A 21,464-nucleotide genomic window follows, 5' to 3' on the forward strand; every position below is an offset into this window, starting at 1 on the left:
CGCTTTCTAGGTTGCAACCTCACCCTGAGCGCAGTCGAAGGGTGAATGTGTTGAATGATTTCCGCCCCAAACAAGGTTTGAGACGGCCACCCACAGCGGCGTTTTTTTTGGTGATAAATCACCTTCTCGCGCTTCGCGGCGATGAATCGCTTTCTCGCGCTTCGAGCGTCACTTTCTGTCATTCCCGCGCGGAGAAACACGGCTTGACCGTGTGTCATTCCCGCGAAGGCGGGAAACCATCTTTCTCTTAGTAGGGCGACATCCCTGCGATGCGGCCGGAATTGGTTAGAGGAAGTCCCCCTCGACTGCGTTCGGGGTGACGGCGCATGAGATTGCCGCCCTCATCCGCGAAACGCGGATTCGCTCGCAACGACGGGAGCGGGGGTCTCCCTGCAGACCCTTGGTCCGACCCATGTCATGCTGAGCGCAGTCGAAGCATGATCGCAGTCGAAGCATGAGCGCTCTATTAATTGAATTCACCCTTCGACTCCGCTCAGGGTGAGGTTAGCTCGTGCCAAGCGCGAAACAGCGGTTTATCGCAAAAAACAAAAAACTTTCCTGCCAAAACTGTGTCTTCAATATAAGATGGCAACACGAATCGATGACAAAGGCAGACTTATGAACCCAGCGAGAGAAACCGACTCGCAATCGTTCACGCAACTGTTCCACGAGCACAAAAACCATATCTACGATTTTGTGCTCAAGATGCTCGGTGACAAAGATACTGCCGCCGATATCGTTCAGGACGTCTTCATCAGACTGCACGAGCACCTGAACAAAAAGAGGCCTATCGATGATGTCAGGAACTGGCTGTTCATTGTCGCGCGGAATCTCTGCCTGAACCATCTTCGTCGCCACCGCAAACAACAGCCGCTTGACAGTGTAATCGATAACATCGAGCACTCATACAGCACCGCCGATTCGCGGCTGACTGCATTGAGACAGGCCGTCGGTCGGCTGGAGTCGCCCTATAGAGAGGGATTGATTCTCAAAGTTTATCAGGGCTTTGCATATACCGAGATCGCTGATATTCTCGGGACGACTGTCCCGGCCGTGCGGGCGATCCTGTTCAAGGCGCGCAACCAGTTGCGCAACGCACTCAATAGAACTCAAGCGAAAGGTGATAGCTATGAACTGTGAGCAATACCGTCAACTTATCTCAGCCCGGGTCGACACGGAGCTGACCGAGCAGGAACGAGGCTCACTTGAGGAACATCTGACCCAGTGTTCGGAGTGTGAACAGTACTCAGAGCAGATTAACGAGCTTGAGCGACTGACGGCCGAATGGGAGGAAGCTCAGATGCCGGCCGATGTCGAACAAGCGATCCTGGCCGGAACCAAGCGTGAACCCGGCGGCTGGTTAGGTCGGCTGTGGTCTGGTAGCTACCATGTTCCCCGTCCAATCGCCTGGGCTGCTTTGGCGGTGTTGTTGTTTCTCTCCGTTAACAGCCTGATGAATCGAGACAACTCCACCCCGGCCGAGCAGCTTATTATATCACCTGAAGACAGCCAGCCGGTTCAGCGAATTATTTTGACCGAAGCCGATGTAGTCCGGACTTTCACGACCGGAGCGTCGGGAACCGACCTGTAAAACCAATCTGGATAGGAGATATGAAAATGAAAACGACAATCATGCCATTGTTGGTGGTCGCAATGCTCGCCTCGGGAGCGATGGCCGATTCGGATCAATACATTACAGTCAATGTCCGCGTAGTCGCCGATGGGACCAGCGGTAGTTCATCGGGCTCCGGAGGCTTTACCGTCCCTGAAGGGGAGTATGGGCGGACTACCTTGTCTTTCTATGGTGACGGCAAGAGTTTCAGCCTGACCGCGTCCGGGGCCAAGGTTGGGCCGGTTCTGCATACAACCGATCCAGACGACCACCAGCCGCATACCGACGATCTTTGGATGACCATGGATCTATATCTTAAGCCACGAGTCACGCTTGATGAGAATATCGAATTGACCGGCTCGATGATGAATATGGTTCGGTCCGGCGATGACGACCCACCGCTGTACCAGTATCACGAGGAGAAATTTGAGTTTTTTCTGCCCAACGGGGGCGAGGTGCATCTGTCCAGACGGCACAGTTCAGCCTGGAAGAACGTTCAAATAGTGATATCAGCCTCGTCCGACCGGGAATTGGCCCACAAGCCCAAGACCCATCGGTCCATCAACTTGCAAACCGAGTACTCGCTTTGGAATCAGTCATCCGACCAGTATGAAGCCAAAGATCGCAGATGTACACTTGGCTTTGGAGAGCCCGACCATACGTCCGCCGATCGGTGTCGACAGCGTAAGATGTTCTATCTGGAGGGCGGGGACTCGCTCTTGTTTTTGACATCGTTCAATGTGAGCAATGTCCGGTGGCTGGACGACCACCGGTTCAGTTTTGATTTCGATATCGCCCGTTATTACGCCCTGAATCCCTATGATGTCGACACCCTGACCTCCGGTGGTATTTTCATGAATCTGGGGGAGCACGGTTTGGCGGCCGAAACCTTGACTATCCGAGACTTTCACCGGGAGATAACCACCCGGCATGGGGAAAAGACCGAGATTGAAATACCGGACGATGACGACAATCCGCTACCGTTCTCGTTTGTGGAGCGAATAATCCTCACAAATACAATTGAGACAAAGAGTTATTAACAGGCTTGCCGGTGTCGGGCGGGGTCGACCGACACCACATAAAGGGGTGAGGGGCGAGGATGCGACTTGCCGACCGACACCACATAAAGGGGTGAGGGGCGAGGATGCGACTTGCCGACCGACACCACATAAAGGGGTGAGGGGCGAGGATGCGACTTGCCGACCGACACCACATAAAGGGGTGAGGGGCGAGGATGCGACTTGTCGACCGACACCACCTGTACAGGGGTTGATGCTTCGACTCCGCTCAGCATGAGGTGATGAGTCACCTATAAATGCGCTATTTGTGCCTCGCGCGGTGATCAACCACCCATGAATGCGCTATTAGTGCTTCACGCGGCGGTGCCCTAAAGACGGATCGGGCGGAGCGCTTGCCAACATGGACTATTAGACCCCATAAGAAACCCGCGGAAACAGGCCGTTTCCCCGTGTTTTCCCTTGACTTAAAGGATTAAACAGGTTAGTTTGAAATAGTAATGCCGAGCTGTTTCGCGTTGCTGATTGCGACCGGCTCGGGCTGAGTTTCGGCGGTTTTCAAGTAACAGCGCCGGCGCTCAAAAGGACGACGAACAGGTAATACGGGAGTGGCACATGAGCGATTGCTCTAGTTTACTGTCATACATCTCTCCCAGCCTTTACATTTCTAAATCAGCGCCCGTAACAAGTGATCGTGAATCTGCTTCCTGTTGAGGCGGTCGTTTGCGCGGTGGATGGACACGAACGTTTTGGACTTACAGACAGCGAGGACAAGAGTGAGATTACATCGAGTGCTCCGCTTGGGATTGTTCCTGAGCTTGCTGTTATTATTGGCTCCGACAAAGTCAATATTTGGTGGTGATGGTGGCGATGCTTCGGTACCCTACTACGACCCTTATGACAACAACCCTCCGGGTCCTCCGCCGAATTACAATCTGGTAGATTCATCTTACTTCCTGGGCGTGCCTGAATTGCCGGAACCGTTGGAGACCAATGTTGGTGGCTATTACATCTACTATGACACGGCCGCCGGTAAGTGGAACATTGCCAATCATCTCTATTCTCGCGGAAATTCACTGGAGCAGTTTCATGGCTCCATCCTGGCTATCATGGAACAAGACCCGGCGCCGGGTGTCAACGTTTGGGCGCAGGGGTTTGAGTTGTTCGACAATCTCAAGCAGAACGACCGCTGGGGCTGGGTGCGCTGGCCGGACAGCATAGCCGTCAATCTCTACGAAATATGGTGGGACTACACCATAGATTATGCCAAGATGAAAGACACCGGCGACTATCGTGACACACTGGGTGTAACGGTGGCCGGGTGTGCCATCGACTTCAACATCTGGTCATCAGGACACGGTGGACCGTTCGATGCCGACCAGGTCTATCTCGGCGATAGCATGATGCTGCTGTCCGATGTTCCCGGCTTCATAGACACCTATGCGGGTATCACCGATCAGTATCAGGTTAACGATCCGGTGAGCGACCCCAACACCAGCCGCTTCACCTCTAAAGTTCTTCCCGGGGTTACTTACAACGTTGATGGTGTGATTCCAGCCGGCGGCTCCGAGTACAATGATCGATATTCGGGAAGCTGGGCTTATGAGGGCAACGGCCTGCAGTTTGCCACCCAGTTCTGTCCGGACAATCAGGTTCCGACCTTCGTTGACGGCGGCAGCCAGACTATTGATCCGCTGCTGTGTTTGGGAGAGACGATCCATGACACGATTGTGGCTACCGACCCCGATCCGTTTGATACCCTGACGATGACGCTCCTGTCCGGTCCGGGATCGTTCAGTAGTACGCCATCTACTACTCCGGTTACCGGCTACTATGAATACACGCCGACCGCCAGCGGCTCATTTGATATGGTCATCGAGGTTTGCGACGGCAGCGGCGGCTTTGATACTCTGACCGTGGAATACAACGTGACGGTCAGCAGCGCCCCGGTGGTGACAATCAGTGATTCGTCGGTCTTTTCCTGCGGACCTCTTGAGATTTGCCTGCCGGTCGACATCATCGATAACGATTGCGACGTAACCTCGGTGTCGACAGATTTTGGAGATTACACCGGCACTCTGGCCGGTTTCGATCAGGTGGGACGCATCAACCAGTTGGGCGGCAGCATCACGCAGATTGGCGGCGGCGGCCCGGGCACGATTCTGTATTCGGCGGCTGATTTTGTGCCGCCGGTGAATTCACAATCCGGCGTGGCTGTCACTCTTCCGAATTTTATTTTTGCTGCCACCGTGCAGGACTACGGCACCTTTCCAAATGGAATCGAACCGGGGAACTCGGCTGACCACCTGCTGAATGCTCCCACCGATCTAACCTTCACATCACCCGGACCCGGTGGTCCCGATGGTGGAGATGGCGACGGGTCAGTGTCGTTTAGTTCCGGGGATCATTGTGTGGTGGAGTTCAATGAGGAAATCACCACCTGCCATGGGTCGAACACCGACTTTGTTCTGTTTACCAACAGCAACGGTGGCGGCAGCGGAACGCTGACCTTTAGTCTCGATGGGACTGTGACGCACACCGTTACTCGCACGGTGCCGGGTGGTTCGGCATCTTCCGGGGTCGGCGGGATCACTTTTGATCTCCCCGACGGTATTGTCTTCAATGAGCTTGAAATGGAATGTAATAGCGGGACTCTCGAAATCGATGCCTTTGCAGCCCGCACTATGCCGTCGGCCACAACGGCTGACATCTGTTTCTTTGCCGACACCGCCGGGGTGTACCAAATCACTGTTACCGCCGAGGACGCTTGCGGGAATGTCGGCTCTTCGACAGCATATCTCGCGGTCGATCTCAATGAAGCACCCACCGCGGCTGCAGGTAACGATTTCAGCCGGTTCATGTGCGTCTGGGAGGAAATCTGTTTCGACGTATCCTTCTCAGACCCCGATGATAACATTGCTTACACCGAATTGTATTCCGGTCCGGGCTCCATGGTCAATGACCAGATTTGTTTCACGCCTGCCATGGCCGGTGCTTTCACTTTCGTGATTCATGCCGAAGATGACTGCGGCCTGCATGCTTATGATACGGTTGTCGTCAGCATCAGCGACAACGATCCGCCGATAGCCACGGACCCTCAGGATGTGGCGATGTTCATGTGCCAGGCGTCGGAACTGTGTCACGATTTCTCAGCCATGGACCCCAATGGCGGACCGCTTTCATGGACGCATCTGGCCGGAGTCGGCACTATCACCACCGGCGGACATTTCTGTTTCACGCCGACCGTGAGCGGAACCTACAGCGCCGTCGTGATTGTGACGGACTCCTGTGGCGCGGCTGACACTACAAGCATTTTCTATGATCTCACCATCAACACGGCGCCGGTGGCCACCGATCCCGGCGGTCCTGTCGCGGTTTTTCAGTGTAACCCGGAGGAGATCTGTTATCAGTTTGCCGCGACAGACCCAGAGAACGGCACTCTGACCTGGAGCTTGATCTCAGGTGTTGGCGCCTTGAGCGTCGGCGGCTCGTACTGTTTTACACCATCCGGAGCCGGTAGTTATGTTGTCACGGTCGCAGTGACCGACTCATGCGGCCGGGCCGATACGACCAGTCTGACCTATGACATAACACTCAACGGCGGGCCAACGATTGTCGCCGGGGCTGATACCACTTTGCAGCTTTGCGCAGCCCAGTCGATCTGCGTCAGCTACACGGTGACTGATGCTCAGGGACCGGGCGGGTTGATCGAGACATTGGTCTCAGGCTATGGCACTATCGATACGGCAGCCAACGAAGTATGCTTCACGCCTACAACCGATGGCTGTTATGACATAATCGTCCAGGCAACCGATCCGTGCGGCGAGACAGATGAAGATACCGTAACAGTTTGCGTTTCCTTCGGTGACTTCGCTCAGATAGATTGTCCGACTGAGCCCATCGACGTATTCCTCTGTCAGGCAGACCAGGTCTGTCAGGCGCTGAGTGTCACACCATCCTCGGCGACTGTTTTTGCTTCACATGGTATTTATTCAAACGGCGAGCTATGTTTCAACGCCGACACCAGTGGGACCTACATCATATCGGTGGTGGCGGCGGCGGAGTGTGGTTCGGATACCTGCCAGTTGACCTTCAACGTGGATATCGGACAGGCTGCCCAGATCGACTGTCCTGACCCGACATCGAAATTCATCTGTGAGGCAGGTTCTATCTGCCTTCCCGTTGGTATCTTCGGAACCGGCGCGACTGCCACCGTCGGACCGGTCGGCACCTACTCATCAGGAAGCCTCTGCTTTGCAGCCGACTCATCCGGTCACTATGAAATCCTGGTGGTTGCCACTACCGACTGTGGCACCGATAGCTGCCTGGTCATCGCTGATGTCACCATCAACTCGCCGCCGGTAGCGACCGATCCTTCACCGGTCGACACCTTCATGTGCGCAGCGGCAGAGATTTGTTATCAGTTTGCAGCCGGTGATCCGGATGGCGGCACACTTACTTACGCCCGCCTTTCGGGTGCGGGCACTGTCACCAGTGATGGCCTCTGGTGCTTCACGGGCACCGATGGTAGCCACTCTGTCGAGGTGGTTGTCAGCGATTCCTGTGGCGCTGCTGATACAACTACCATGACTTACAATTTCACAATCAATGCAGCACCGCTGGTTGATCTGGGTAACGATACAACCAGGTTTGTCTGCGCATCGGGAATTGTCTGTCAACTTTATTCGGCGTCCGATACCGATGACAACCTTGTATCGCTCGAATTGATATGGGGCAACGGCACACTGGATACGGCTGAGAACAAACTTTGCTTTGACCCGCCCGTCTCCGGTATTTACGAGTTTATCGTGAAAGGTACCGACGCCTGTGGCGCCGAGGGATATGACACCTTGTTGGTGACGATTGATATCAATGAGGCTCCGATAGTCGATGCCGGCCCCGACCTGACGATTTTTGATTGTTCGCTCCAGGAAACATGCTGGTCGGCCTCTGCCTCCGATCCGGACGGCAATCTCACCTCAGTGGTGCTAATCGAAGGCCCCGGTGTTTTTGACGGCTCGACGATTTGCTTTACTCCGACCGGGACCTACAACTATGAGTTTATACTGAAGGCGACCGATTTCTGCGGCGCCGAGAGTGTCGACACTGTTGCGGTCTATTTCACATTGAATACGCCACCCAGGGCTGATGCCGGAGATGATCAAACTCTATTCCAGTGTGCTCCGAGTGAAGTCTGCCAGCCGGTTTCATGCGCCGATATCGACGGCAACCTGTCCGGTTGTGCCCTCGTGGCGGGCCCCGGTACTTATAACGGCAGCGAAATCTGCTTTTTGCCTTCTGCTTCCGGTGTATACGAGTTCATTATTGAAGCTTCGGATGCCTGCGGTTCCACCGACAGAGATACCGTGCTCATCGACGTCACCATCAACGCCGCTCCGGTCTGCACGGTGCCCAACGACACCTTGATCTTCCAGTGTGCCGCCGCACAGATCTGCCTGCCGGCGTATGCTACCGATGCCGACGGCAACCTGGCCTTCTGCCAAATAACAAGCGGGCCCGGAACACTGGTTGGCAACGACTGGTGTTACATGCCGGTGTCCGACCAGACCGTCACCGTGAGTCTACGTTGTGAGGACTCTTGTGGTGCGGTCTGCGAAACGCAGTTTACAGTACAGATAGATATCAATGGTCCTCCGGAAATCGCCTTTGGAAACGACACCTCGATATTCCTGTGTGCCTCCACTGAGATTTGCCTGCCCTACGTGGCCACCGATCCGGACGATCCCCGTCTCACCACGGTGACATTGGTGTCAGGACCGGGCGGCCTGGATGAACCTAATTCTCAAGTTTGTTTCACACCTGTCGCAGGTGGTTCCAATACGTTTATCATCAGAATCGAAGATGAGTGCGGCGAGTTCGACGAAGATACGATCACGGTCGACGTGACCTTCAACAGTGCACCCATATCATCCGCTGGAAGTGACCAGACGTTATTCCTGTGTGGGCCTGACGAAACTATATGTTGGCCCGCCTCCTGTACCGACGTCGACGGCAACCTCACCGATTGCGCCTTCTACGGCCCGGGTCTGTATGACGGTGGCAGCATTTGTTTCAATCCAACCGTGTCAGGTGCGTTCGTTTTCACCCTCAGTGCTCTGGACGAGTGCGGTGAATCCCACGCCGACACGGTGACTATCAACGTCACGCTCAACGCCGCTCCTGCAATGGCCGCCGCAAATGATACTGCGCTGTTCCTCTGCGCGCCTGAGGAAATCTGCTTCGGCTATGCCGTCTCGGACCCTGATGGGTCCGCGGGTTTGATCGAGTCAATGGTGTCCGGGTATGGAAGCCTCGACAGTGCTACGAATCAAGTCTGCTTCACGCCCACCGTCGACGGTTGCTATGAATTCATCCTGAGTGTTACCGACTCCTGCGGCGCTGTAGGCTTGGATACGGTGCAGGTCTGCGTGACGTTCGGTGACTTTGCGTTTATCGACTGCCCCGCGCAGCCGATCGATATCTTCCTGTGTCAGCCGGATACTATCTGTCAGCCTCTGCCGATCACTCCTCAGTCGGCAACGGTCTGGGTATCGTTCGGCTGGTACTCAGGCGGCCAGCTTTGTCTGCCGGTGGACACGGCGGGCGTCTATTCGGTCACCGTGATCGCTACCGAATCATGCGGCGCCGACACCTGCACCCTGACCTTTAACGTCGACTTTAACAGTCCGCCATCGGCCAATGCCGGGGCCGACTTTTCAGTGTTCCAGTGTGCACCGACCGAGATCTGCTGGCCGGCCACATGCTCGGATAGCGACGCCAATTTGTCAACCTGTAGCCTGATCAGTGGTCCGGGCAGTTACAACGGTTCGCAACTGTGTTTCACGCCGCCCGGATCGGGGACCTATCCCTTTGTGATTCGGGCGACCGACGACTGCGGCGCGACCGATGTGGACACCGTCAATGTCAATGTTACTATTAACACAGCCCCCTGGCTGACCGCCCAGGCCGACAGCAGTTTGTTCCTGTGCAATCCGCAGGAGGTCTGCATCTCTTACGAGGCCGGTGATGTTGACGCCGGTGATGTTCTGACCGAAGAACTGGCTTCCGGGTTTGGTGTTATCGACACCCTGACCAAAACGGTTTGTTTCACGCCAACGGCAGCCGGTAGCTACCAGTTTGTTGTCCGGGTAACCGATGGGTGTGGCCAAACGGCCGAGGACACGGTGGTGGTCACGGTCAGTTTCGGAGAGTTTGCCCAGATCGATTGCCCGACCGGACCCATAGATGTTTTCCTGTGTCAGATTGACTCCGTTTGTCATTCGCTGGCTGTCACACCAGCCACGGCCTCGGTATCAGTTTCACATGGAACCTATATCAACGGTACGCTCTGCTTCCTGGCCGACACCTCCGGCACCTACGTGATCGATGTGGTCGCCACTGAGACCTGTGGCGCCGACAGCTGCCGCGTGACTTTCAATGTCGATATCGGTCAAGCGGCGTCGATTGATTGTCCTCCTCCTTCGGCGCATTTCATCTGTGAGGCCGGTTCGGTCTGCATCCCGGTGGGTATCTACGGCAGTGGCGCGACCGTTACTGTCAGCCCTATCGGCACGCACTCAGCCGGTAACCTCTGCTTCGACGCCGACAGTTCGGGTCATTACGAAATCGAGATAATTGCGTCGACCTCGTGTGGCACCGATACCTGTTTGGTGGCAGCGGATGTAGTCATCAACAGTTCACCGATTGTTGTCGATCCACCAAGTCCGGTCGACACTTTCATGTGCGCCACCAGCCAGATTTGCTACCAGTTTGCGGCCGCCGATTTCGACGGTGGAGCCCTTACCTGGGCGCGCCTGTCGGGTGACGGCACCGTCACGACCGACGGGTTGTGGTGTTTCAGCGCCAACGGCGGCGGGGTCAAATCTGTCACGGTGGTGGTGAGCGACTCATGCGGCGCCGCCGACACAACCACTTTGCAGTACAACATCACGCTCAACAACGCACCGCTGGTAACCTTGGGCAATGACACTACGATTTTCCTCTGTGATGGCGCTGCCTACTGTTTCGATTACAGCGTTGCGGATGCCGATGACAATGTGGTTTTGGAACTGTTAGTGTCGGGTAGCGGCGCTATCGACACCGTCGACGATGAGGTCTGTTTCACGCCAACCGAGTCGGGTCTCTATCAGTTTGTGGTTGGGGCAACCGATGCATGCCAGGCCGAGGGCAGAGATACTATCAACATCACCGTTGATCTCGGTACTGCCGTTGCTATCACCTGTGCCGCCGATACCGCTATGTTCCTGTGTGCGCCACAGGAAGTCTGTCGTCCGGTCACGGTGTCCGACGCATCGGCTACGGTTACAGTGTCACCTTTCGGGTATTACGACGCCGGGGAAGTTTGTTTCGATGTCGACACGGCCGGACACTATGTTCTGTCGGTGTCGGCAGAATCCGATTGTGGCTCTGATAATTGTCAGATAGTCGTCGATGTCACCCTTAATTCGGGGCCATACGTCGAGGAACTGGCACCGGTCGATACCTTTATCTGCGAACCGGGATCATTCTGTTGTCCGTTCGCTGCCCACGACGATGACGGTGATGATTTGACCTGGAGCCGTCTGTCCGGAGATGGAACGGTGAGTCCCGATGGTGAGTGGTGCTTCGATGCTCCGGTGAGTGGAACCTACACAGCCTGTGCGGTTGTCACGGACGGATGCGGAGCAGCGGACACCCTGTGTCATAGCTATACCGTGACCATTAATAGTCCGCCGGATATAGCTTTCAGCAGTAATAAGAATTCTGGTGTCTTCCTGTGTACCGGTGGCACTGTTTGCGCCTCTTATACGGCCACCGATCCCGATGACAATATTACCGGGGAGCAGCTTCTCAGTGCCTACGGAACGATTGACACGGTTGCCAACGAAATCTGCTTTGCGGCTGATACTTCCGGAGATTATCTGGTCATAGTCAGCGTCACTGATGGTTGCGGCGCCGTTGACAGCGCCACCCTGACTATTACCGTTCAGATCAATAGCTCACCTGTGACCGATGCCGGAAGCGATCGAACAGTATTCCGGTGCGGCGCCACAGAGATTTGTTGGCCGGCATCGTGCTCGGATCCCGATGATAACCTGGACAGTTGTTATCTGACAGAGGGGGTCGGGATCCATGCCGCCGGCCAGATTTGTTTTACGCCCTCATCGTCGGGGCTCTACACCTTCGTGCTACGGTCGGTAGATGACTGCGGTGCGTTCGATGAAGATACCGTCAGGATTGATGTAACCATCAACAGTCCGCCCGTTTGTGATGTTGCCGGCGACACATCGTATTTCCAGTGTAGCCCAACGCAGGTCAGCCGCCGCGTCACAGCCACCGACATCGACGGTAATTTCGACCACTGTGAGATCATCACCGGCCCGGGCTCAATCATCGACAGCTTCTGGGTCTACACACCCACCGCCGACCAGTCCGTCACCGTTCATGTCATGTGTCTGGATGATTGCGGCGCCTATTGTGAGGACTCGTTCACGGTTGACATCAACATCAACAGCTCGCCTCTGGTCGATGCCGGTGAAGACAGAAGCTGGTTTTTCTGCGACCCCGAGACACGCTGCTTCGGAGTGACGGCCTCGGATGTGGACGGTAACCTTGCTGCCGTTGAGCTGATAGACGGCCCGGTTGGAGCCAGTTACAACTCAGGCACCGGTGATATCTGTTTCGCCGTGCCGCCGGGAGAGCGCTACTACGACTTTGTGCTCAGGGCCACCGACTCCTGTGGTGCGATGGCGTTTGACACCGCCAGGATCACGGTGCAATACAACGCGCCGCCGACTCTGGATGTGATCAATAATCCGACCGTGTACCTGGAGGAACCGGGAGAGGTTTGTTATCCCGTCGACGTCGACGACGAGGACGGTAACCTGTCCAGTGTCTCAACGAGTCTCGGCAGCTATGATCCAACGAACGATCGGATCTGCTTCACTGCGGATACGTCCGGTACCTATTGCATGATCGTCACGGCCACCGATGAGTGTCTGGAGTCTGTGTCTGACACCGTCTGCGTGACGGTAGTTATCGATGAATGCATCCACGTGCAGATCGAAAAGACGCACAATGCCATACAAGGCCAGATGGAGACGGTGAGTATCTTCCTCAACGGTTCCGGTAAGGAACTTGGTGGTTATGACATTCTGGTCGCTTATGATCAGTCGGCGCTGAGTGTTCAGAGCGCGGTTCCGGGACTGTTGCACAACAACTGTGGTTGGGAGTATTTCAATTATCGCCATGGAGCCGACGGTAACTGTGGCAACGCTTGTCCCTCCGGCCTCTTGCGCATCACGGCCTTTGCTGAAACCAACAACGGCGCCAACCATCCCGGCTGTTTCCTTGATGGTATGGTCGGGTCGATCGCCGACATCAACTTCCTGGTGTCGGATGACCGCACCCTTGAGTGCCAGTTTGTTCCGGTTTCATTCTTCTGGATGGACTGCGGCGACAATGGCTTCTCGGGCCGAGTCGGTGACACATTGTGGATTTCACGAAACGTCTACAGTTTCGAGAACCAGAACATCACCGACCCCAACTATGGATTCCCGGGTTACTTCGGCGCTCCCGACTCCTGTTTGATCGGCGGCGACCCGGACAAACCGACACCGTTGCGCTGTGTCGACTTCACCAACGGCGGTGTCGACATCGTCTGTGCTGACTCCATCGACGACCGTGCCGATATCAACCTCAACGGGGTTTCCTACGAAGTAGCCGACGCGGTCGTGTTCAGCAACTACTTCGTCTACGGACTCTCGGTGTTCAACGTTAACGTCGATGGACAGATCGCGGCCACCGATGTCAATGCCGACGGCATCACACTGTCGGTTGCGGACCTGGTGTATCTGATCAGGGTCATTGTCGGTGACACACCGCCTATGCCGAAGTTTGCTCCCGGCCAGACGCCAAAAGCGCACCTGGCTGTCAGAAACGGCGTTCTCACGGTAATTGAATCCGATTATCGTATCGGTGCCATAAGCGTGATACTGGACGGCGAAACCGAGCCGCAACTGCACGAAAACGCCACGGCGATGGAGATGCGTTACAGCCACGACGGTGAACGCACGAGAGTTCTCATCTATAACATGAATGGCCGCGCTTTCCTTGAAACCGGACCGGTGCTCAAGCTGGGTGGTGATGTCGAAGTAGTCAGTGTGGATGTCGGTAGCTATGACGGTTTCACACTGACCGGTAAGATCAAAGCGCTGCCCGAAGATTTCCATCTGGCCCAAAACTATCCGAACCCGTTCAACCCCTCCACCACCTTTGAGTTCGCCCTTCCGGTGGCGGCTGAATGGCGACTGATGGTTTACAACGTTCTTGGCCAGACAGTGCGGACATGGCGCGGCGAAAACGACGCCGGCTATGTCAGAGTGGATTGGGATGCCTCCGCCCACGCTTCCGGTGTGTATTTCTATCGGCTGCAGGCCGACAGCTTCACCTCGACTAAGAAGATGGTGCTGTTGAAGTAGAGATACCTAAGACATCGGCGCCGCCACCGGGCGGTGTCAACCGCAAGCTGTGTAAGACCCCGTGCTGTTCGCGGGGTCTTTGCTTTTCGGTGGTTGCTGCGGCCTCGTATCCAGGATTCTGTCGGGCACTGGTTTTGGCTTGCCGAAACCGTGGCCCTGTGGTTTTGGTGCTGTCAGGCGGTTCACCGGACAGCTATTCATTTTGCGGTCAGACGTCGGCCGCGGTCGCCCAACGCCATTGTAGCTTGGGTACCCCACCCAAAGGCTTTGCGTCGGGTGGGATTCTTCGACCCTGTCATAAACGGACCCACCTGTCGCTTCGCCTTAGGCATAGTACTTTGTTGGTCTGTTCATGCTTCGACTCCGCACAGCCTGAGGTTGTTGTGTGAGATGCGAGACGAGGTGGTTTGCCACAAATCACCACGCTTCGGTACCCCACCCAAAGGCTTTGCGTCGGGTGGGATTCTTCGACCCTGTCATAAACGAACCCACCTGTCGCTTCGCTTTAGGTATAGTACTTTGTTGGCCTGTTCATGCTTCGACTCCGCTCAGCCCCGACTGCGCCCAGGGTGACTTGGTAGGAGTGCAGCACGAATAGTGATTTGTCGCCCCCAAACAAGCAGGCTTTGCCATAAAGTGGCTTCGCAGGTTCTTGACCACGCCCTAGGCGTGGTTGTGACCCTGCGACTCTCATTGAGGCTTGTGTAAGTGCGGCCTTTGAAACCTGCGGTTCACACGCTCGCCTTCGGCCAACGCAGGAACCGGAGGTACCTGCTATTGCGACACAGCCTCAAGGATCGAGACGACCACCCAGCCGAACATAGGAACCCCGTGCAATCTGAAGATCGCTTGAGCACAACAAAGCAACCAGCTGTCGCCCTGATCGGCATCGAAGGTTCTCAGGTTATTCCGAGGTCTTGATGAGATCGACAACAGTTGCGCCCCACCCGCCGCCGGAACCCCCTTCGTGGCGGTATTGACTTACATCCGGATGGTCAGCCAGCAAACTGTGGACGATTCGTCGCTGGACGCCTCGTCCCTTGCCGTGCACAATTCGCAATGTAAGAATGCCTCTGCTCAGACACTCGTTGATGTACTCCACAAGTACCTCGCGCGTCTCTCCGGGCGCAAACAGATGCAAATCCAGAGTGCCATCAATCGGGTATTCATCCGGTCTGTTGTCTTCTGGGTCAACCATTCGATCTTCCAAACCACCATCGGGTGGGTGCTGTGTCGGCCCGTTGTCGGGCATAATGAGTTGATCGGGGTTGGTTGTCTGAACAAAAAAGGTCGCCGCGCAATGTAGCAGCGGCGACCAGATTCATAGAACCACACCGTCGATCGGTACTACATAATGATCACCAGGGTGCCGATCTGCACGTCGCCGTTTGGCTCTTCCACCGACCAGTAGTACATGCCTGAGACTACCAACTGCGTATTGCGGGTAATAAGGTCCCAGGTTTCATGACTGGCCATGTCGGCGTCCGGATCCATGTCATGGTGGATCTCGCGGACGAGGTCACCATCAATGGTGAAGATGCTGATAGTACACTTGGGCGGCACGTTGGCGAAATTGACTTCACGAGTCCGGTCCGGTGGCCGATCAGCCTGAGTTCGGCCTTCAAAACCTCGCTCCCGATAAGCGCCGTCAAGCCGGTATGGATTGGGGTAGACAAAGACCTCCAGGTCGTTGGCCAGGACCTCATCTGAGGAAGCCAGCGGGTAGGCTTGCTTGGCCCCCAGCGTAACTGAACTCTCCAGGGAGGCCAGGCCGGACTCCGGTGATCCATAGTCGAAGGCTGTCACGTTGACGTGGTAGGGTACCGTGGCCAGTAGGCCTTCGATTTCAAAGTAATACTCAAAGTGTTTGAAGTGTCCATCCTCGGTCAACTCACCTGGTTGGGCCGAATCGGCGATCAGAGTAGAGGGGAACGGTTCATCGGGATAGATTTTTCTAATTGGCGTTGTTACACCGAGTTCGGAGACATTGAAATCCTGAGGCAGGAAGATGAACAGCGAGTCCGGGTAGCCGGGCATTGCATACGGGTTACTGCGAGTGAAGGCACCGGGATCGAAGTTGGGGTCTCCGCAGGAATCGCCATAGAGACATCTAAGGTCATCAATCAGGAATGGTATATCTCGCAATTCATAACCGGCGCCACCGACACGATCAGGGTTGAAGACCCATTTGTTGTAGTTCTCGCGGTCATAGGAAGCCAGCAGTCCATAACTGGCGGCTCGGTCATCCCGTCCTAAGTAGACCCGATAGCCTTCAAAATCGATGGTGCGCGAAAACACATCCTTGGTGTTTTCACTGCGAAGTCCGTTGAATCTTACGCCAATCTTGCTGATTGATGGTTCCAGCCAGAAATCGGGCGGCGGCGGCGGTGATGCTCCGCGGAAGTCCGGGACTCCATCGCCTTCATAGAAGAAAGTATCGCAGGCGTCATAGGTCCAGGCGGTGTCCGTATAGAGATAGGTTCCAGTGGTATCGAGGACATCGTAGATGCTGTCCATCATGGATTCCGCACAGCAGACTCGGAACTTGCCGAAAAAGCCGTCATCATCGGTATCCACTCCGGGATTGTCGTAGACCCACGACGCCCAGGTCGAGTTAAGGGCCAAATCGTGGAAATTCAGGTTGGCGTAGTATTCGGCAGGTTGATCCGGCAGGTTGGCGAGGTTGCCGTCGGACAGGTGGAAGTCTTCGCCGGCCAGGTAAGAGAATGAGATCGGCAGGGTCTGACCAGGGCGAATGTTAAAGGGTCCGAAAGAGAGCAGATAACGGGTGTCGTAGCCATCGGAGAATTCGGCGGCTGTGGCCTGGTTGGGGTAGAGCCAGAGGGTGTCGTTCGGTTGCTTGGAGGCGGTGAACACCTGATCGTAATCAAATTCTTTGTTTCTGAGTGAATAGTACTTGTTGATATCACCCTCCGGGGTGCCGAGGCCACCGGTCCCGAAATCACGGAAATCTTCTTCCCATACACCTTTGTTTGCTTTTTCTCGCGGACCGAAATCGAGCGCGGGGTTACCGTTGCCGATCCACCAGTTGAAACTCACTTCCAGATCCTCAGACGGTGTGCGCACGATTCGTGTTGCCGTCACGTGGGGAGCGGGATGGAACCCGGATTCATAGGCAACCATGAAGTCGCCGTCGTTGTCGGCTATCCATGCGATGAAAACAGTGTCTTCATACTCACAGACGCCGTACTCGGACTTCCAGGTGTGCAGGAAGCCACATATATCGTCACTAAAACCTTGATTGGTGCCGCTACAGTCGAAACATACATCGGCGTCAACATAGACTCCCATGTAGACATTTTCGAGCAGGCGTGTACCTATATTCTTGATTTGATAGTCGAACAGGACAAAATCCTCGGCGTAGGCATAGGACCAGGAAAAAGAGCGCTGGGTAACTTCAATGTTCAGCGGAACATGTTGGCGGCCGAAATAATCGTCATCCAGACCCTGAGTAAAAGTGTCGGTGTAGACGGCTATATAATCCTGTTCAGAAATAGCGCCTTCGTATTCCGGCTTGGTCGGATCGGTGATTGACCGATAGACCATTTTACCGAACGGTGGTTCATCAGGATAAAACTCATCGCCGTTTCGTGACCAACCGTCGGACCCGGTCGACACCAGCGTGTCACGACCGACCACGGCACCGATCCAGAAGGAAGCGCCGTAGAGGTATTCGATGCGGGCGCCCTTGGGGTATTGGCAAGAGAAGGGTATCGGTTCGCCGGTGAAAGCATCGAACAAAAGGGCGCGCGTGTAGTTGACACTGAAAGTACCATTGTTGGCCACCGCCAACTCGATCTTTCCGACTTTGTGAACGGCCAGTTCCTGAATGGGGTCAAGAGTAGACAGGATGCCGTTTCGTGATTTGCCGTTTGTAACATCGGGGGCCGGTCGAGACTGGGCAGACTGTGTAAGAATAAAACAGAATAGAATTGTCGCCAGAACGACCAGATTCTTTGCCTTCAACATAGTAATCGCTCTTTCCATATATTAGTGTTTCACCATCTCTATGACGAACCACAGCAAGAAATGGCTTAATCAAAAAAATGGTCTTGTAAGAATAATAATTCCCGGCCCAAAAGCAAGCGACTTTTGCACAAAAACCTTGAAGTGGCAACGAGTTGTAGCCTCTGATATCGCGCCTTTACAGGTGACCTGGGTACTGTTCGAGAGCGCCCGATAACCTGGAATTCACCAGGTTATCGAAAGACTGGAGATGGTGAGGCCGATCTCTAAAAGCAGGCCGGCTCGGGCCCCCCGTTGAACATGTAGTCGACCAGATAAACTAAGTCTGAGATGTTAATGCCCGGCTCACCGTCGACATTGGCCGCGTCCAGGTTTGGCGGTGGCGGCCCCCCTGAAAACATATAATCCACCAGATAGACCAGATCGCCGATATCCGGACCGGCGCCGCTGCCGTCTATATCTCCACACACCCAGGAAGCTATGGTCAGGCTGACCGGCACGCTCCAGATCGGGGTGCCGGGATCGTTGGAGCTAATCACAACCTGTCCGGTGTAGAGGCCTGTTTCAAGGTCGGCGGCATCGAAGTGAACATTGACTGTGGTCCAGCTAAAGGGCTCGACAGAGCCGCCGGCCGGTGAAACCGAGAGCCAGTGGTCTGCGTTGATCGCGATGGCCAAATCACTGTGCATGTAGGCTGCGTTGTGGACGACTTCAAGAGCGTCGTCGGCCTCGGAATTCTGGATGCCGACCGTGGCGCTTTCCAGAGTGAGCGTGCCCGGGTCCATGCTGCCGTACTGGAGCCTGATACCGCCATCGGATTGCAGCACAACCTGGAAACTCAGCGAGCCGGTACCGCTTGAGCCGGAGTAGAACCTGATCTCTTCAAAACTGACGATGAATCGATCGTTGGCTACATCAAAGAAGTAGTATATGTTTCCGCCCTGACGCGGATCGAGGTCATCCCACCACATTGCGACCAGACTTGTGAAGCTACCGTTGGGCAGGCTGGAATTGGAGCGGCTGCTGCTCCCGGCGTCGAAGGTCACGATCCCGTTGGAACCGATGTACAACTCTGTGTAGACTGAGTCATAAAATGGGAATCCAAACCCGATTGCGATAGCGCCTGAGGCTTCGTCGTCGCCCAACGAGACTTCGGTCCCTGTAGCCGAAATGTCGATCCATGAATAGGTCGGCCCGCCCGGCTCGTCCGAATCCACCCACGAATGGCCGTAACTGTCCGGGCCACCGAAACCTGAGGTCATTGGTGCGAAGAACGGTTCCGGATCATCGGATTTATCCGTGCCGGACGGATGCCACCCGGCTACCTCACGCTGGTGTGATTTGGTGGCCATGGTTTCAAATTCAGATGCACTGCTTTTGCTCTGGTTCATCTGTCCAACGGCTACGAAATCCAGCCGTCCCGGTCCGTAGTTTTCTATCACCATCCCGTAAGTGCTGCTATCGCCGCCGGCGAGGGATACCTCAATAGGCGGGTCGTCAATGTAAATCTGCGGTGTGTACAGATGGGCATTGACAGTGATGCTACCTTCGGGAGTGGCGCCGTCGTTGCAGGTGAAATCGAGCGCGCCTGCGTTGTCGCCATAGGCCATCTGGTCGCTGTCGAGGGTGACACCGAAATCAAGACTGTCGTTCGGGAACACGGTCTGTTCATTCAGATCACAGGTCAGCCAGGGATCGGCGGATGCGAACGTTATCCTGAGCAGGCCGCCGCCGTTGTTGTGAATCCGCACCGACTGCTGTGAAACATCACCCGGCTGCAGGCTGTCGAAGACTTCCATTTCAACAATCTGCAACTCCGGCGGTAGTTCGATTGAGAATCTGTGCGCGCCGGGTTCACCGATAAAGGGATGCGTTTCCACCCGGCCGGAGTTGTCCGCGGCCTGAATATAGTATGCTACCTCGCCGATTCCGGACTGCGCCGGAATATACCCATAGAACGAATCCGGCTGGGCGGTGGCAAACAACGGCGCAGAGTCAAACGGTCCGTCGTTGATGCTGTAGAAAACCTTCAACGAGTCGGAGATCAATCCCATGTCTGAGTGGTCGACGATTCTGGCGGAGAGTTCGTAGTCATTGATTGTGTCGCTCTGGTTTGGCAGCGGTACATGAACGATCCACAGCATGTTCGAATCGGGCACGCCCATGGCGCGACAATGCAGGGCGTCATCGTACAACCACGACCCGGGAAAACCGAGCACTTCGTAGCCGGGCATGGCGTCTGAGTATGTCTGCAGGGCCAGGGAGTCGTAGTAGGCGTTGCCGATTGTCGGCACCAGCATCTTGTTGTTCAAAATGATCCCATTGGTATAACCGGCGCCGGAGGGACAATACACCCGCACCACATTGTACGGCTGGCCCCAGGCGCTGGTCATCTGTGAGAGCTGGTCGGCTCGCGCGTTCAGGAGGGCATAGGAGGAATTGCTCGACGATACGTCTTTGACCAGGATGGTGGTCGGACTGAGAAACTTGGCCCATACGTCGATGTGATGAATCCCGCCGGACTCGACATAGTCGAGGGCTGTAAACTCGTTGCCGAGGTAAGCCGTCATAATGGAATCGACCTCGGCGTGCGTGAACGACGGATTTTCGTTATAGGTCATCACCGTTGCCATGGACCTACCCAGACCGTCCGACATGTGGTTCCCACCCGGTGTGGCCAACGGCATCCCGAACACGTTTAAGCCCCAGGCCGCCCCCAACGCTTGCGGAATAACATCATCCTGCGGGCGCGGGCGGTTGTAAATGGGGTCGACAATGGCCATGTCGCCGTTCTCTTCAAAGATGAACCAGGGGCAATAGTCGCGAGTCCAATAGGTATTGGTCGGCGCTATCAGAAAGTCGCAATTGGCCAGGTTGACACCGTAGGCCGAGTACCAGCTTTCGACTGTCGACTGCTGCGAAGCGCTGGACACGATAGTGGTAACCATGATGTCCTCGGACATTTCGGCGATTATATCGTAGGAGATACCGAACGGATAGCGAATTATGACACCCTGCGACCGTTCCCACTCGGCGCTGTTGCGAATACTTCCGGTGGGCGGGGCCGTGGTGACATGGTCCATCCCAATCTCGTGCAATCGCGTAAGCTCTTCTTCGGTGAAGCCGATCGGCAGTGGGTTTTCATCCATGCCGTCGGCGGCCAGGCCGATGCCGGATGTCAATAAGAGGGCGCATAAAAGTCGTAGCCAGAGGTTCATCATCTCTCCAGTCGGTACCGGTGGTGGGTGCGGGTACAATCCGAAATCATAGCGGATCAGCCGCCGGTCTAGAAGGCGACTTTCACCGCGCTGTCTTTTGTCCTAACCGCAACTTGCGGGTTCGTCGTCGCGGCTCTGTCGATCAAAGGTC

Annotated in this window: 7 protein-coding genes; 4 read left to right on the forward strand and 3 right to left on the reverse strand. The window is 55.5% G+C overall.

The genetic code is table 11. From position 1 onward, the window contains the following. Positions 1 to 618 precede the first annotated feature (618 nt). The 4 genes from OEV49_08835 (at position 619) to OEV49_08850 (ending at position 14,108) form a co-directional block, all read left to right on the forward strand. On the forward strand, positions 619 to 1,140 hold the full coding sequence (locus OEV49_08835) for an RNA polymerase sigma factor (protein ID MDH3891176.1): 522 nt from the start codon (positions 619 to 621) through the stop codon (positions 1,138 to 1,140). After that, on the forward strand, positions 1,130 to 1,591 hold the full coding sequence (locus OEV49_08840) for a zf-HC2 domain-containing protein (GenBank protein MDH3891177.1): 462 nt from the start codon (positions 1,130 to 1,132) through the stop codon (positions 1,589 to 1,591). The genes OEV49_08835 and OEV49_08840 overlap by 11 nt, the downstream gene beginning before the upstream one ends. A 26-nt stretch (positions 1,592 to 1,617) precedes the next feature. Continuing rightward, a complete protein-coding gene (locus OEV49_08845; protein ID MDH3891178.1) occupies positions 1,618 to 2,652 on the forward strand; it encodes a hypothetical protein in 1,035 nt (344 codons plus the stop codon). 752 nt (positions 2,653 to 3,404) lie between these two features. Continuing rightward, positions 3,405 to 14,108, forward strand: a complete 10,704-nt coding sequence (locus OEV49_08850) for a T9SS type A sorting domain-containing protein (protein MDH3891179.1) — start codon at positions 3,405 to 3,407, stop codon at positions 14,106 to 14,108. Between the two features lie 904 nt (positions 14,109 to 15,012). Here the strand turns inward: OEV49_08850 and OEV49_08855 are convergent. From OEV49_08855 to OEV49_08865, 3 genes are all read right to left on the reverse strand, one after another. After that, a complete protein-coding gene (locus OEV49_08855) occupies positions 15,013 to 15,306 on the reverse strand; it encodes a Smr/MutS family protein (GenBank protein MDH3891180.1) in 294 nt (97 codons plus the stop codon). 149 nt (positions 15,307 to 15,455) lie between these two features. Beyond that, complete coding sequence (locus OEV49_08860; GenBank protein ID MDH3891181.1) at positions 15,456 to 18,098, reverse strand: hypothetical protein; 2,643 nt, start codon at positions 18,096 to 18,098, stop codon at positions 15,456 to 15,458. Positions 18,099 to 18,361: 263 nt separating this feature from the next. Further along, positions 18,362 to 21,313, reverse strand: coding sequence for an agmatine deiminase family protein (locus tag OEV49_08865; protein ID MDH3891182.1), 2,952 nt, complete (start codon positions 21,311 to 21,313; stop codon positions 18,362 to 18,364). Positions 21,314 to 21,464 lie beyond the last annotated feature (151 nt).

It is taken from the genome of Candidatus Zixiibacteriota bacterium (genome assembly GCA_029860345.1).
GTDB lineage: Bacteria > Zixibacteria > MSB-5A5 > GN15 > FEB-12 > JAJRTA01.

Coding starts and splice junctions, on each gene's coding strand:
- OEV49_08835 (MDH3891176.1), top strand. CDS start 619: ATGAACCCAGCGAGAGAAACCGACTCGCAATCGTTCACGCAACTGTTC.
- OEV49_08860 (MDH3891181.1), bottom strand. CDS start 18,098: ATGTTGAAGGCAAAGAATCTGGTCGTTCTGGCGACAATTCTATTCTGT.
- OEV49_08840 (MDH3891177.1), top strand. CDS start 1,130: ATGAACTGTGAGCAATACCGTCAACTTATCTCAGCCCGGGTCGACACG.
- OEV49_08845 (MDH3891178.1), top strand. CDS start 1,618: ATGAAAACGACAATCATGCCATTGTTGGTGGTCGCAATGCTCGCCTCG.
- OEV49_08865 (MDH3891182.1), bottom strand. CDS start 21,313: ATGAACCTCTGGCTACGACTTTTATGCGCCCTCTTATTGACATCCGGC.
- OEV49_08855 (MDH3891180.1), bottom strand. CDS start 15,306: ATGGTTGACCCAGAAGACAACAGACCGGATGAATACCCGATTGATGGC.